Genomic DNA, 16,113 nt, shown 5'->3' on the forward strand with positions numbered 1-16,113 from the left:
AACCCGGTTAATTAATAAGTGAATTGGGCTGCAAAAATAGATAAAAACAAGACACAAACAAGATTATCGCTTTAAAAAAGTGATCTGCGTTAAATATTATTTAAAATTTCATCGGTGTACCTATAAATGCACTAGGTTTACGCAAATGTTACGACTGTTTACAGTTTCCCTCTGGTTTGCCATTGCAGTGCTGAGCGGCTTTTCGGGCCAAAAGCAGGCAAGCGGAAAATCTGATTCCGGATTTACGCTGGACCAGTTCACCATTGTCCCAGGCGGACAATTCACCCGTGAGAATGCGTTTGAGCAATTTTCTGAAGAAATTCAGGCCTTAAGTCCCGGTTGCAGTTTTATTTCTGCGATCGATTTTGCCCCCATAAATCCCTCCTTTAAATTCCTCATCCCGGAACACGATTCGTTTGAGGAAGTCCCCCCGACCGGGCCACCCTTATTCCTTAAAAACAGAACGCTATTGATTTGATGTGCAATTGGTTATAAATAACTAATTGAATTATTCACATCAAATTTTAGTCATGAAAAAATTGATCATGTCGGCACTTTTTCTGTTGCCGGCAATAGCCGTGTTTGCAGGAAGCGGCCATGAAGTTCCTGCTTTATTCGGTATCCGTATTGAGTTTATCATTTTTGCCTTAACACTGGTTGGTGTTGCTCTGTTTCACCATTACACCATGCAAGTGGCGCTGGGCGGATTAACCGTGTTGCTCATTGCAAAATTTGCCTTCGACCCGGAGTTTAGTCTGGGCGGATTAATGCTGGGGAACGAACATCACGAAGGTGAATGGAAAACCTTGTTAAACCTGGTGGGATTACTCCTTGGATTTGGAATTCTGGCCCGGCATTTTGAGGACTCCGGATTACCCCAGATTCTACCGAATATTCTACCCGACGATTGGAAAGGCGGTTTTGTATTACTCGCCATCATTATGTTGATTTCATCGTTCCTCGACAACATTGCTGCAGCCATGATTGGCGGAACCGTTGCTCTGGTTGTTTTTAGAGGCAAAGTTCATATCGGATATATTGCCGCCATCATTGCAGCTTCCAATGCGGGAGGAGCTGGATCGGTTCTTGGCGATACCACCACTACGATTATGTGGATCGACGGGGTGAATCCATTTGATGTAATTCATGCTTATATCGCTTCGGTTGTTGCATTTTTAGTGTTCGGATTTATCGCTTCACGTCAACAACAAAAATTCCAACCCATTACCAAAGACGCTGATCCAAACGCAAAGATTATTCCGATGCGCCTGGTGATTGTGGTTCTCATTTTAGCCGGTGCCATTACTACCAATTATCTCATGGATTTTCCGGCAGTAGGTGTTTGGGTGGCCATTTTAATTGGCGCCTTGCTTGTGCCTACTCCATGGCATGAAATTAAGGATGCATTACCAGGAACAATTTTCCTTACCGCGTTAGTAACCTGCGCCAGTCTGATTCCGGTAGATGAACTTCCAGCTGCATCCTGGCAAACAGCCTTGTCGTTAGGATTTATTTCTTCCGTATTCGACAACATTCCCCTTACCAAGCTTTGTCTGGACCAAGGTGGTTACGACTGGGGCGTATTGGCCTATGCCGTTGGTTTTGGCGGATCCATGTTATGGTTCGGAAGTTCAGCAGGTGTTGCCATCACCTCGAAATTTCCGGAAGCAAGAAGCGTAGGCGCCTATTTACGTCACGGCTGGCATGTGATCCTTGGCTACCTGGCCGGATTTATGGCCCTGATCTTTATTATGGGCTGGCATCCCCATGCAACACATAAAAAGGCCGTTGAAACAGAAACACATCAAACCACTACTAACAACAAAACACATGGAAACTGAAAATGACACTCCCGAAAAAAAAGGGAATTATCTTCTCTTTTTATTGCTGATTTTTGGAATAATGACCATTCTTTCTCTGATATTCAGCAAACTAAATCCATAAATAAATAACACTTCCACTTTCTAAAGGAACCTTCGGGTTCCTTTTTTTTGTTTCGGGCCATTGGCAAAAGTGAAAAAAGACTATTTTCACCACCCGAAAACAAAACTCTTAAGAAGCCGATGGACATTTTCTCTATTTTGATGATTGTGGTATTCGTTGTAGGATACGCCGCAATTGCGCTGGAGCACCCGATTAAAGTTGACAAGGCAGCCTCTGCCCTGCTGACTGGTGTTCTGTGTTGGACATTTTACGTATTTGGAGGTTACCAGGATGCTCACCATGTTGAGTTAAGCCTTCTCCACCATGTGGCAGAAATTGCCAGTATCCTATTCTTCCTGATGGGGGCCATGACCATTGTAGAGTTAGTGGATGCTCACGAAGGATTTTCTGTAATTACGGATCGAATTTCAACTACCAACAAAACTTCTTTATTGTGGGTTGTTTCATTTATTACTTTTTTCCTTTCAGCAGCGTTGGATAACCTTACCACTGCTATTGTAATGATTTCTTTATTGAGAAAATTGATTAAAGATCAGGAAACACGCTGGTTATTTGGTGGCTTTGTAATTATTGCAGCCAATGCAGGTGGAGCCTGGAGTCCTATAGGTGACGTAACCACTACTATGTTATGGATTAAAGGTCAGTTACCTGACACGGGTGCGATGATCATCCACTTAATTGTACCTTCTTTGTTTACTATTATTCTTCCTTTATTATTCGTTTCGTTGTTTATGAAGGGCGGAAAAATTGAGCGTCCGATTCGAGTTGAAGAAGAAGGTCATTATACCAATCCTGTAACGAGTAAAGAAAAAAACCTTGTATTTGTATTGGGAATTGGAGGCTTGTTATTTGTTCCGATTTTTAAAACCGTTACTCACCTTCCACCATTTATGGGAATGATGTTATCTCTCGGAATTCTTTGGGTGGTAACTGAATTAATGCACGCTTCTAAAAACCGTGAAGAACGCAAATCACTTTCGGTAATTGGAGTACTTCAAAAAATCGATACTGCATCCGTTCTTTTCTTCTTAGGAATCTTATTAGCAGTAGGTGCATTGCAAGTGGTGGGTCACCTCGCAACAACAGCAAACTTCCTCGATACAGCATTAAACAAAAACATTTATTCCATCAATATTGCCATTGGTTTACTTTCTGCGATTGTTGACAACGTTCCACTTGTGGCAGCAGCACAAGGTATGTATGAAATTTTACCTAGCGGCGATTTTGCAGCCGGTGGTTCTTTCTGGGAATTCCTCGCTTATTGCGCCGGTACAGGCGGATCTTGTTTGATCATTGGTTCTGCTGCAGGTGTTGCGGTTATGGGACTTGAACACATCAGTTTTGGATGGTACCTTAAAAAGATTTCCCCACTTGCCTTTTTAGGTTATTTGGGTGGCGCAGGAGCTTATATTCTAATGCACGTTTTATAAACATTCTTACCCGTTGAAAAAAGGTCACTTAAACAGTGACCTTTTTTTTTATTCCTTCCTTAACTTTAAGGCATGATTTATTCTTTAAAAACTCCATTTGTTGTTGCATCACTCGGTGTATCAGTATGGATGATGGCGAGCATTGAAAATGGTTCTTCTCAACGTAATTCATTTCACGGTAAAAAACCTGTGTTAAATGCTCATCAGGTTCGCTCGCTCGGATTTCAATCGAACGCCTTGTTTTCTGCAGCAGGGATCTGTTATAATTGTCATGGTTATGATGCTAATCAATCTTCTTCTGTTGATGCTGCCGGAAATGATATTAATGTAATTGATGCCTGGGCCGGAACAATGATGGCCAATTCTGCCCGTGATCCATTTTGGCGCGCTAAGGTTAGTCACGAAGTGGATGTAAATCCTGCGCACCAATCTGCATTGGAAGGAACCTGCACCAAATGTCACGCACCATTGGGGAAATTTAATGCCATGCATTTGGGAACTCCTTATGGCATGACCGAACTGGCAGCTGATTCTGTTGGATTAGATGGTGTATCCTGCGGTGCTTGTCACCAACAAAAAGACACTTTAATGGGCAAGCGTTTTTCGGGAGAGTTGTATTATGACACTCTGAAAAATGTCTATGGTCCTTTCACCAATCCGATGGGTCCGATGGCAGGAAATATTGGTTATACACCCGTGTACAGTCCACACATCAATCACGCTGGTTTATGTGGTGGTTGCCATACGCTCATTACACAAGCGACGGATTTAAGCGGGAATTTAACAGGGACATCGTTTGTTGAGCAGGCTACCTATCATGAATGGCTGAACTCCAATTTCAACAACGAAACGTTCCCTACCACCGGAATAACCTGTCAGGGTTGTCACATTCCGCGCACCAATGATCAGGTGCGTTTGTCGACCGGTCCGCCTTTCGGTTTATACCGTTCTCCATTTGGAAAACATGAATTGGTAGGTGCCAATATTTTTATGTTGCGTTTACTTAAAAACAACCGGACGCTTTTGAATATTTATTCAACTGCTGTTCAACTGGATTCTTCCATCTTGCGTACACAACGCATGTTGCAGCAACAAACGTTGGATTTAAATTTAGCCTTAAGCAACCGGACAGCAGATACTGCATTTTATAGTTTGACGCTCCATAATAAAGCCGGACATAAATTCCCGAGTGGATATCCATCCCGCCGAGCTTATGTGGAATTTGTAGTGCGCGATGAAATGGGTGATACATTATTTAAATCCGGGATTCGAAGCAATAATGAACTTGTTGGACAAGATCCGGTTTTTGAACCTCACTATAATTTTATCCGCGACGAAAATGAAGTGCAGATTTATGAAATGGTGATGAGCGATATCAACGGCGATCCAACTTCCATATTAGAACGAGGTTATCAGGCATCGAAAGACAATCGCCTTGCTCCGGAAGGATTTACAGATGCACATATTGCTTACGACACGTGTAAAATTGTTGGCAATGCAACGCTTGATTCTGATTTTAACCGCAATGGTGCAACACAAGGTACGGGAAGTGATATTCTTCACTATAACATTCCATTGAATGGTTATTCCGGTTTATTGAATGTAAGTGCAAGGGTTTATTATGAGTCGGTTCCCGGCAGATTTGTACAGGAAATGTTTAGTCACTCCACTCCGGAAATTGATTTATTTGAAACACTTTTTAACAGTGCAGACCGGAGTCCGATTCTCGTTGCAGAAGCATTATTGCAAGAAGGATTTACAAATGTTGAGGAAAATAATTTACCTGATTTAATTATTTATCCGAATCCTTCTGCCGATGGATTATTCCGCTTTAGTTCAAGCACCATTTCCATTTCTACCATTGAGGTTTTTGATTTATCGGGACGAATGATTGCATCGTATCAACCGAATGGTCCGACCCAGCAATTTCAGATTTCTACCAGTCCGGGCATCTATCTTGTTCGTATTTGCACGCCATCCGGAAATTGTATCCGCAAAGTGGAAGTGCGATGATGACCAAGGAAGAATCCGCCATCATTGATAAAATCACACTGGTGATGGAGGAAAAATTTCGTGGCGAAGGAAGTGGTCACGATTGGCATCATATTTACCGCGTATTGACTATGGCCCGCAGAATTTGCGAGGAGGAAAAGGCCAATGAATTTATCGTTTCACTTGGTGCTTTGTTGCACGATATTGCAGATCATAAATTTCATCCTGATGATTTAGGCAAGGGTGAACGCGATGCTGATGCGTTGATGATTCAATTTTCTATTGAGGATTCCATTCGTGAAGCGGTGAAAGCTATCATTCGTGAAATCAGCTATAAAGGTGCAGGAGTACCCACACCGATGTCGAGCTTAGAAGGACAAATTGTGCAGGATGCGGATCGGTTGGATGCGATTGGTGCCATTGGAATTGCGCGGGCCTTTGCCTATGGCGGGAGCAAGCATCGTCCGCTTTGGGAACCAGACCGGGAACCTGAAATGCATCAGGATTTTGATTCGTACCGAAAATCGGAGGGGAATACAATAAATCACTTTTACGAGAAGTTATTGTTTCTCAGGGATAGAATGAATACCTCCACCGGAAAAAGATTAGCTGATGAACGTCATACTTTCATGGAAAGCTGGATGGCACGATTTTTCGATGAGTGGGAAGGCCGTTGTTGACACGGATTTTGACTATTTTTGAATAATGCATTTAGACATGAAACCATCTTTCCGATTTATAGCTCTCCTTTTCCTTTTTGTTTTTTTCAATCTGGAAATGAAAGCACAAAAGGACACTTCAAAATTTTCGATTAATAGTCCGCTCGTTCAATTTTCAGGAATCATTGTTTCTGCCGATTCATTGCGTCCCGTGCCCTTCGTAAATATTTACGACAAACATACCGGTAGAGGAACCATTTCGGATTATTATGGATTTTTCTCTTTTGTAGCGATGAAAGGTGACACCATTGTTTTTTCCTGTGTTGGTTTTAAAAAATCGAAATTTGTTATTCCGGATTCCTTAACGGAGGATCGTTATTCGCTGATTCAAATGATGCAGAATGATACCATTCTCCTTACATCTGTAGATATTTTTCCCTGGCCTTCGAAAGAACAATTTGCACAGGCCTTTGTGAACCTGGAACTTCCCGACGATTATATGGCCCGCGCCAATAAAAACATGGAAGATGCCCGTGTTCGGGAAGCCGCACTTGAAATGGGGAATGACGCACAAATGGCCTATTACCAGACCCTGCAAAAAGAGCGTTATCGCTTGTATTATGCGGGACAAGTTCCTCCGAATAATCTCCTGAATCCGATTGCCTGGTACAAGTTTGTGCAAGCATGGAAAAACGGCGATTTTAAACAGAAATAAATCTCATTATTGGTCCGGATTTCTCCTTTTCAATTGAGAAATGGTATTTCACCGTGTTTTAAAGACCGATTTTCCCGTTTTCCTCCAATGAAGCTGCAGTTATTACACAATATGTGGTTTATTCTGCGTTTTTTATGTGTTTTCACTACTTTTGGCCTCCATGTTCAGAATTGTCCTGATTAGTTTGTTGCTCTGCTGCAGCTCCGTTTCGAGCTGGGGACAAACGGCTACCCTAAAGGGAACGATTCGCGATGAATTGGGAACGATTCTTAAAGATGTAAATATTTACATCACGCCTCTTGCCAAGGGGACAGTTACCAATGAAAACGGCGAATATGAAATTGAACTTCCTGCCAATGAGAATCTGGTGGTTCATTTTTCCTATTCGGGCTATGAGCGAAAAACGGTCAACCTCAAACTAAAACCCGGAGAGGTAAAACGCATCGATGTAAAATTGATGTTTATTACGCTGATCGATGTGAACGTGGTTGGCGATCGTGTTCGTGAACCGATTGAAAAACTTCCGCATATTGATTATAAAGCAATGGCTTCCATTAACGGAAATGTGGAGGACATGATTAAATCTGCCGGTCTGGGCGTTTCTTCTAACAATGAAATGAGTGCTCAATATTCAGTACGCGGCGGAAATTTTGATGAGAATCTTATTTACGTTAACGACATTGAAATTTATCGTCCCTTTCTCGCACGGAGTGGTCAACAAGAAGGATTATCCTTTATCAATTCGGATTTAGTAGAAGATATTTATTTTTCCAGCGGTGGATTTGAAGCGAAGTATGGCGACAAACTTTCTTCGGTTCTGGATATTAAATACAAAGATCCGATTGAAAAAAAAGGAAGTGCATCTGCTTCTCTGATGGGAGGTACGGTTCACTTTGAAGGAAAACAAAATAAGTTTACTTATCTCACCGGTATACGTTATCGTTCCAATTCCTACATTTTAAATTCCTTACCCACCAAGGGTGATTACAAACCGGTATTTGCCGATGGACAAATGCTGTTGGGTTATACCATTCTTGAGAACTGGAAAGTTTCATTTTTAGGTCACTACTCCAACAACCTTTATCGATTTGTTCCCCAAACCCGCGAAACAGATTTCGGAACGGTAAACGAAGCTTTACGCTTAACGATTTATTTCGACGGACAGGAGATCACGCAATTTGAGACCATGACCGGTGCATTTACCAGTGAGCACACGGTGAATGATAAAACGAAATTGAAATTTATTGTTTCCGGTTTCAGAAGCAATGAATCGGAATCGTACGATGTGCAGGGTCAATATCGTTTATCGGAATTAGAGCGTGATTTGGGATCTGAAAATTTTGGTGATGAGAAATTTCTGAGAGGCGTTGGAACTTTTTTAGATCATGCCCGCAACCGGTTGAATGTTTCTGTTTTTAATTTTTATCATTTAGGCAACAGCAAAATTAATAAGCATGAAATCAATTGGGGAATTCGTGCTCAAACCGAAAAAATTAATGATGTTCTTTCCGAATGGGAAATGATTGATTCGTCCGGTTTTTCCATTCCACAAACACCTTCGGATCAAATCATTTTAAATTCTGTTTTAAAAGCAAAAATCAATCTTGGTTCCAATCGTTTGATGGGCCATTTTCAGGATAGCTGGTCGAAATTTATCACCGACACTATCCGCATTAACGATACTGTTTTTACCAGTACCAGTATTTGGGATTTTAATGTTGGTGTTCGCGGAAATTATTGGGACTTCAGCAATCAGGTGGTCGTTTCTCCCCGCGGTTCCATTAGTTATACGCCCAGCTGGTTTAAAGTAAAAAACGGAAAAATACAGCGTATTAACACCGTATTCCGTTTTAAATCGGGCGTGTATTATCAGCCACCGTTTTACCGTGAACTACGCGATTTAAGTGGTAATATCCACTATGATATTCGTGCACAACGTTCCATTCATTTTGTTTTGGGTGGCGATTTATTTTTCGAATTGTGGGACAGAACTTTCAAGTTTACCACCGAGATGTATTATAAAAAACTCGATTATCTCATTCCTTATGAAGTGGACAATGTGCGCATTCGTTACCTGGCCACCAATAGTGCAAAAGGTTATGCAGCGGGTTGGGATTTTAAAGTAAATGGTCAGTTTATTAAAGGCGTTGAATCCTGGGCAACATTGAGCTTTCTGCGCACTTACGAAGATTTAAAAGACGATTATTTTTACACCTATTTTAACAGTGATGGCGATACCATTATTCAGGGATATACCTACAACAATATTGCAGTAGACTCCGTGAGAACTAATCCGGGATACATTCCTCGTCCGACCGACCAGTTGGTAACCTTCTCTATTTTCTTCCAGGATGAAATGCCTAAATGGCCTTCGTTCAAAGTTCACCTCAATGTTCTTTTCGGTTCTCCACTACCCTATGGTCCGCCCGGTCCGGAACGCTACAACGACATTTTGCGAACACCACCTTACCGTCGTGTTGATATTGGATTTTCCAAACAATTCCTCACGCATCGTGATCGTTTAAAACCGAATTCGTTTTTACACAAAATCGACGATATGTATTTATCGCTCGAGATTTTTAATCTTTTAGGAATCAACAATACGATTTCCTATCAATGGGTAGAAGATGTGAATGGTCGCCAGTATGCCGTTCCGAATTACCTCACATCACGACGTGTAAATCTGAAATTAGTGGTTCGCTTTTAGCAGATCCCTTTTCAAGGCAAACATAGCAGCCACAGCCACCCCTGCCGTTTCCGTCCGCAAGCGCGATTCTCCCAATGAAACGGGTTTAAAGTGATGTTGAAATGCCTGCTCAATTTCGCGTGCCGAAAAATCTCCTTCCGGACCTATCATCACCAAGGTGTTTTGCTGAACATTTAATCCATCGTACAGATGATTTTTTTCTCCCTCTGCACAATGTGCAATCCATCGCTCTTGTTCCGGAATTTCAGCCATCAATAGTTTAAACGAAACAGCTTCGCACAGCAAGGGTAAATGCGTATGATTGGATTGTTTCATGGCCGCCAGAAGAATTTTATTGAGTCGGTCAGTTCTAACCTCTTTTCGCTCGGAACGGTCGCAAATCAGCGGGGTTATTTTTCCTATTCCCAGTTCAACCGATTTTTCTAAAAACCATTCGAAACGATCGATGTTTTTGGTTGGAGCAATGGCAATATGAAGTTTGTTTTTTTCATCTTTTCCTTTACTCACGTTTTCAATCTGTGCCGCAATTTCTTTTTTTCCGATATGCGCAATACGACATTGAAAAATTTCTCCTTCACCATTGGTGACAAAAACCTCATCGCCTTCTTTTAACCGCATCACTCTGGTGGCATGGGCTGATTCTTCTTCGTCGAGAAGAACCATATTATCATTTCTGCGATTGGAAAAATAGAGTTGCATTCCCAAATTTAATTATTTGGGCGATATAAGAAGTCGACCCACCGGAGGGACCCCTTGTTGCGCAAATTAAACCCCATCCGGCAGGTGACTTTCCTACTGGATGCAGTTTTTTTATTTTTCCATAAATCAACTGTAAACATAAATGAGGGCCATTACGATATAGCGGACAATTTTACCTGTAAAACTTAAAATAGCAACCCACCAGACATTTACTCGAAACACGCCAAGTGCCAGCGTTAATGGATCTCCCAGCACGGGCAACCAGGAAATCAGAGCGGTCCACACTCCATATCGATTCACCCAATTCCTGAATTTTTCCAGTTTAGCGGGATTGAGTTTAAACCATTTTTCTAAATGATGAAAATCGAGCAGCACGCCTAATCCATAATTGGTCATACCCCCCAGCCAATTGCCTAAACCGGCCACCAATACCACCATCCAGGGATCGAATCCCCCAAGAAACATAGCAATAACAAATGCTTCTGATGCAAAGGGAATAATGGTTGCCGAAAGAAAACAACCTGCAAATAAACCGATATAGCTTAATTCGTCACCCACGGGGTGAAAATAAGGAATAGTGTTGAACTATGTTTTTATTCACGAAAAAGATGATTTTTAGCAGTTATCGTTCTCACTTGTGTAAAAGGTGGTAATTTTAGACGATGAAATATATTTTCATTGGATTGGTTCGTTTTTATCAAATGGCAATTTCGCCTTTGACGGGTCCAACCTGCCGGCACACGCCCACTTGTTCGGGTTACACCATTGAAGCAATTCGCGAATGGGGTGCTTTTCGCGGTGTTTGGCTTGGGATGAAACGACTATCTAAATGTCACCCTTGGGGAACACATGGTCATGATCCGGTTCCTCAGCGTAAAAAAGGTCAATGGAAATTTTAATAAACAAGGTAAAACGATGTTAATACGCCCAAGAAGAAATCGTAAGAGTGAAGTGGTTCGCTCTATGGTACGTGAAACCAGACTTGAATTGGATAATTTAATTTATCCGTTGTTTTTAGTGGATGGTAAAAACAAAAAATCTGAGATAAAATCCTTGCCCGGCAATTTCAGGTTATCCGGAGATTTAATTCTGAAGGAGATTGAAACATGCATGAACCTTGGTTTAAATTCTTTTATTCTTTTTCCTGCAGTTGAGGATAGTTTAAAAGATAAAACGGCGACTTACAGTTACAGCAAAAAGAATTTTTATCTGAAGACCATTGCAGAAATAAAAAAACGCTTTCCGGAATGCGTATTGATTTCAGATGTGGCCATGGATCCCTATTCGAGTGATGGTCATGATGGTCTTGTAAAAAACGATCGCATTGTAAATGACGAAACGCTTCCGATTCTGGCAAAGATGGCAATAGCACAAGCAGAAGCCGGCATTGATATGGTTGGTCCGAGCGACATGATGGATGGTCGCGTAGGATACATTCGTGAAAGTCTGGACGACGAAGGTTTTTCTGAAGTCTCCATTATGAGCTACACCGCAAAATACGCCTCAGCCTTTTATGGTCCCTTCCGCGATGCCCTGGATTCAGCTCCCAAAAAAGGAGATAAAAAGACCTACCAAATGGATCCTTCCAATAAACGTGAGGCTTTAAAAGAAGCGATGCTTGATGAAAGCGAAGGCGCTGATTTTTTAATGGTAAAACCTGCGTTGAATTATCTGGACATTATTCATCTTCTTCATGAACAAAGCACATTACCCATTGCTGCCTATCATGTAAGTGGTGAATGTGCCATGCTAACTGCCGCATGTAAAAATGGATGGCTCGATTATAAAAAAGCAATGCCCGAAACCCTACTGAGTATTCGTCGCGCCGGTGCCGATGCCATTCTCACTTATTTTGCGAAAGATTACGCTTTACTTATCAACGGAAAACTGAAATAAGATGCGTCCCGATACCGATGAATATCCCGGATACTACGAACCGTTTATTGGTCTTGTAAAAACCAGCGAGATTGTTGCCGAGCTGCGGGAATCGGGCGATCAGATTGTTGAATTTTTAAGTTCGATTTCCGAAGAGCAAGGCAATTACAACTACGCGCCAGATAAGTGGAGCATTAAAGCAGTAATCCTGCACATGATTGACACGGAACGTATTTACACTTACCGTGCATTGCGCTTTGCGAGAAATGATTCCGAAGAATTGCCAGGTTTTGATGAAAATCAATTTGCCAATAATTCCTTCGCGGAAAAACGCAGTATGGAAACTATCATTGCCGAATTTAAAGCCGTTCGAAATTCTACCATTGCACTTTTTGAAAATCTGGATTCTTCTACACTTACTAAAAAAGGTAAGGCTAACGGACATTTAATTTCTGTCCGGGCCATTGCTCATATACTTGCCGGACATGCCTTGCATCATTGCAACATCATCCGGGAACGATATCTCTGATACCATGAAACAACAACTTGCCCTTATCACCATTCTGGTGACGTTTTTTTCTTTTACGCTTCAAGCTCAGGTGGATTTGATTACCCAATCGCGGATGAATGGGGCCATTACTAAAATTGAATATTCGCCGCAGGGAAATTATATTGCATCGGTGAATGAGGGCGACAATGCCATTCGGGTTTGGGATGTTAGAAGCGGAAAAATTATCGGTTCTTTATTTGGACATGAAAGTAAAATCCGTGCCCTTGCCTTTGTCCCCTCAGGCGACCGCATTATTAGCGCCGATAAATCCGGAACCATTATATCGTGGGATTTGAATACCTGGATTCCTTCAGACAGCAGCTCTGCCGGTGAAGAAATTAATTGTTTAAGGGTGATCAATCAACAACAATTTGTAATTGGAACTGCTAAGGGAAATCTGGTTTATAAAAACATCAGTGATTTAAAAACAACACAATCGATTGCCTGTGGTAAAAGCGAAATCAGCGATTTAACCATTCATCCGAACAATACGCAACTAGCAATTATTGTTAAGGGAAAAGAAATACAGGTTTATGATGCCGGCGGAAAAAAACTGCAAGTTATCCCATGTAAAGATCCCATCCATTCTCTCCTGTACGGAAGTGATGCGCAACTGATAACAGCCGGAGCCGAAGGAAAATTGGCTTTATGGGATATTAAATCCAAAAAGAAAACAGCAGAAATCAGCGCACATGGCGGACAAATAAACACCATGGCGATACGGAAAGACTTTAGCTATTTAGCCACTGCAGGAAGCGATAAATCGTTAAAAATCTGGAAAGCGGGCGATTTATCTGTAGAAAAAATAATAGAAGAATCTGCCGGAACACCTATTGGAGCATTGAGTTTTAGTCCCGACGGCACCTCACTGGCCACATCGGGTTTTAAGAAAAACATGATTACCGGTATTGCTAAAAGTGAAAACACCATTCGCATTTTTAATCTCAATACAGGTAAAGTTTACAAAGAATTAAAGGGTAGTGTTAAACCTGTAATTACGTTTAGCTTTTTTCCGAACGACAATAAAATTGCCATATTACATGAAGACCAGGAATTAAGTTTCTGGGATTTTGATCTGGGCGAAAAAACCGGATCCTTCACTCTACCCGATGCAAAACGCGAATATTATCCTTCGGCCGATAAAGTGAAAGATAATGCAGTGGGAACCATTAATTCCGGTGTAAATACTGCACAGGATATAATGAATGGAAACTTCCAGCTGAATAAGAAAAAAACGGCAAAAACGGTGGGACTGGCCACCCAAAAAAATCTCGATAAAATCATCGATTTTGATCCTGTGATTTTATTTTCCTCGAAAGGTAATTTTATGGTTACCCAATTGCCCAAAGATGAAATTCGCGTTTATCAGATCATTGATGGAAAACCTGTTTATCGTTTTTATCTGAAACATCGCTTACAAAAAGTCAACGCCATTGCCATTTCTCCGGATGAAAATTTTGTAGTGTGTGGTGGAATTGGTGATGAATATGTAACCGTGTGCGATTTAAAAACGGGAGAATTCAGCGGCTCATTTTATTACAACATCCCCAATCAAACAGCTGCTATTTCAGAAATCCTTGACGTGAGTTTTAGTCCCGACGGAAAACTTTTTGCTGCTGTTTTTAACACCGGAAAACTTTTTGTTTCGGACTTCGGTAAGCGTTCGGTGATTTTCGAAAATCTTCTTCCCGTTAACCTATCTGCCTTACAAGGCGGATTTGTGAATTTCAGCAGAGATGCCAAATACATTTTATATAATTCGGTAGATGGTTTTCGCAAACTTTCCATTGCCGGATTTACCGATGAGATTGCAGCCAGCATTCATTTAAAAGGCCGGATTCTCCCCATGTACGATCCGCAGGATTTTGCCGTGAGCAAGACCAAAGATGGTATTTCCGTGTTCAATATTCTCAACGGAAACACAGTGGATATTCCCTGCCCTACCCGCGAAATCACCAATGTAGGTATCAGCTCCGGCGGTAGAATCGCCATCAGTTTTAAATCGGGAGAGATCCGGATTTTTAATGTGGAGAATGGGAAAAATATTGCCACGATGGTGACCGAGGGCGATAATGCCATTATTAAAACTTCCGACAACTTTTACAAGGTGAACAAGGAAGGTTATTCGCTGGTGACCTTCCGTGTGGGAAAAAATGCCTATCCCTTTGAGCAATTCGATTTATTTTTTAACCGTCCCTCCCGCGTTTTGGAAGCGTTGGGTTCATCCAATAAAAACCTGGTGAAACTTTATGAATCGGCCTATGAAAAAAGGCTGCAAAAAAACGGTCAGCAAAGCCAGATTTTGTCCATTTCCAACTTACCGGGCATCGAAATCACGAACCGTGCGGAGATCGGATTAAGCACAAAGGAAAAAAGCATCCGTATCGCCGTAAAAGCCCAGGCCAGTCATTCGAAAATTACGGGACTTCAATTCCGTGTTAACAATGTTCCGGTTTTTGGCATTCAGGGTATTCGTTTTGCTGCCCGAAATTCGATAGATACAACAGTTGTCATACCCCTTTTAAGCGGAACCAATGAAATCCGTGTTGCCAGTTATGCTGCCGACGGGACAGAAAGCTTAAATGAGGCTTTTCAAATAGAAGCGGATTATAAAGCCAGCAGCAATTTGTATTTGGTTACCATTGGGACATCGGCTTACAAGGACAAAAAATTCTCTTTAAAATATGCCGCCAAAGATGCCAAAGATATGGCCGCCGCATTTGGAGCTTCAGGCGGATTTAGCAGTGTAAAAACCAAGTCGCTCACCGATGCTGAAGTAACGAAGAAAAACATTCTTGCATTAAAAGATTTTCTCCTGCAGGCGGATGTCAACGACGTGGTGATGATCTTTGTTGCGGGTCACGGTGTGCTCGACAAAAACTTCAATTATTTCTACGCTCCTTTTACGATGGATTTTAATAATCCCGCCAAAGAAGGCATCTCTTATGATTTACTGGAAAGCCTGCTCAACGGTTTAAAAGCCATCCGTAAAATTCTGATTATGGATACCTGTCACAGTGGTGAATTGGAAAAAGAAGATGTTCAAGGTTCAACCTCCAACAATGCAAACGTGGAAAGCGGCGATGTTGAGTTCCGTGCCGTGGGTGAGGGTGCTGAATACAAGGACGCTCAAATGGCAGGTGCCAGTAAAATGGTGAAGGAATTATTTGCCGATTTACGCAAAGGAACGGGTGCAATTGCTATTTCAAGTGCCGGTGGAACTGAATATGCCATGGAATCGGAAACCTGGAAAAACGGATTGTTTACCTATTGCCTTTTGGAAGGATTAAAATCGAAAAAGGCCGACCTCAACAGCGATGGAACCATCACCTTACAGGAGGTGCAAAAATACGTTGTAGAACAGGTCAGCAACATCAGTTCCGGAAAGCAGGTTCCCACCACCCGTGTGGATAATTTTATGCTGGATTTTCCATTGTGGAAATAGCTGCTCTAGATTGCTGAAGTAAATCCCGAAAATTGCGCTTTTCAGTCAACTTTCAACAAATACAAGTCTTTTTTCAACACATACTCATTTCCCGTTA

At 41.7% G+C, this 16,113-nt stretch carries 13 protein-coding genes; 11 read left to right on the forward strand and 2 right to left on the reverse strand.

All coding sequences use genetic code 11. The annotated features are described in order from the left end of the window. Positions 1-145: 145 nt before the first annotated feature. The 7 genes from K1X56_06850 (at position 146) to K1X56_06880 (ending at position 9,447) form a co-directional block, all read left to right on the forward strand. Positions 146-478, forward strand: a complete 333-nt coding sequence (locus K1X56_06850; protein MBX7094418.1) for a hypothetical protein — start codon at positions 146-148, stop codon at positions 476-478. A 52-nt stretch (positions 479-530) separates the two neighbouring features. Further along, positions 531-1,841: a hypothetical protein gene (locus tag K1X56_06855; GenBank protein MBX7094419.1), complete on the forward strand. Its 1,311-nt coding sequence runs from the start codon at positions 531-533 to the stop codon at positions 1,839-1,841. Positions 1,842-2,063: 222 nt separating this feature from the next. Continuing rightward, positions 2,064-3,374, forward strand: a complete 1,311-nt coding sequence (gene nhaD, locus K1X56_06860; protein MBX7094420.1) for a sodium:proton antiporter NhaD — start codon at positions 2,064-2,066, stop codon at positions 3,372-3,374. 72 nt (positions 3,375-3,446) lie between these two features. Continuing rightward, positions 3,447-5,387, forward strand: coding sequence for a T9SS type A sorting domain-containing protein (locus K1X56_06865; protein MBX7094421.1), 1,941 nt, complete (start codon positions 3,447-3,449; stop codon positions 5,385-5,387). A 44-nt stretch (positions 5,388-5,431) separates the two neighbouring features. Then, positions 5,432-6,046 carry an HD domain-containing protein gene (locus tag K1X56_06870; GenBank protein MBX7094422.1) on the forward strand — a complete coding sequence of 205 codons (615 nt, stop codon included), beginning with the start codon at positions 5,432-5,434 and terminating at the stop codon, positions 6,044-6,046. A gap of 97 nt (positions 6,047-6,143) precedes the next feature. Next, positions 6,144-6,740 (forward strand): carboxypeptidase-like regulatory domain-containing protein, encoded by a 597-nt coding sequence (locus K1X56_06875; GenBank protein MBX7094423.1) that lies wholly within the window; start codon positions 6,144-6,146, stop codon positions 6,738-6,740. A gap of 160 nt (positions 6,741-6,900) precedes the next feature. Further along, on the forward strand, positions 6,901-9,447 hold the full coding sequence (locus K1X56_06880) for a TonB-dependent receptor (protein MBX7094424.1): 2,547 nt from the start codon (positions 6,901-6,903) through the stop codon (positions 9,445-9,447). Here K1X56_06880 and K1X56_06885 read toward each other — a convergent pair. After that, on the reverse strand, positions 9,430-10,146 hold the full coding sequence (locus K1X56_06885; protein ID MBX7094425.1) for a 16S rRNA (uracil(1498)-N(3))-methyltransferase: 717 nt from the start codon (positions 10,144-10,146) through the stop codon (positions 9,430-9,432). The genes K1X56_06880 and K1X56_06885 overlap by 18 nt on opposite strands. 126 nt (positions 10,147-10,272) lie before the next feature. Further along, positions 10,273-10,704: a DedA family protein gene (locus tag K1X56_06890; GenBank protein MBX7094426.1), complete on the reverse strand. Its 432-nt coding sequence runs from the start codon at positions 10,702-10,704 to the stop codon at positions 10,273-10,275. A 104-nt stretch (positions 10,705-10,808) separates the two neighbouring features. Between K1X56_06890 and yidD the strand changes: the two genes are divergently transcribed. Genes yidD through K1X56_06910 form a run of 4 tightly spaced genes read left to right on the forward strand, consistent with a single transcriptional unit; the run spans position 10,809 to position 16,016 of the window. Further along, positions 10,809-11,045 carry a membrane protein insertion efficiency factor YidD gene (gene yidD / locus K1X56_06895; GenBank protein ID MBX7094427.1) on the forward strand — a complete coding sequence of 79 codons (237 nt, stop codon included), beginning with the start codon at positions 10,809-10,811 and terminating at the stop codon, positions 11,043-11,045. A 16-nt stretch (positions 11,046-11,061) separates the two neighbouring features. Further along, positions 11,062-12,042 (forward strand): porphobilinogen synthase, encoded by a 981-nt coding sequence (gene hemB, locus K1X56_06900; GenBank protein ID MBX7094428.1) that lies wholly within the window; start codon positions 11,062-11,064, stop codon positions 12,040-12,042. A gap of 1 nt (position 12,043) precedes the next feature. Further along, positions 12,044-12,550 carry a DinB family protein gene (locus K1X56_06905; GenBank protein MBX7094429.1) on the forward strand — a complete coding sequence of 169 codons (507 nt, stop codon included), beginning with the start codon at positions 12,044-12,046 and terminating at the stop codon, positions 12,548-12,550. Next, positions 12,507-16,016, forward strand: a complete 3,510-nt coding sequence (locus tag K1X56_06910; GenBank protein ID MBX7094430.1) for a caspase family protein — start codon at positions 12,507-12,509, stop codon at positions 16,014-16,016. Before K1X56_06905 ends, K1X56_06910 begins: the two co-directional genes overlap by 44 nt. Positions 16,017-16,113: the final 97 nt, after the last annotated feature.

This window comes from Flavobacteriales bacterium, assembly GCA_019694795.1.
Lineage (GTDB): Bacteria > Bacteroidota > Bacteroidia > Flavobacteriales_D > UBA2798 > UBA2798.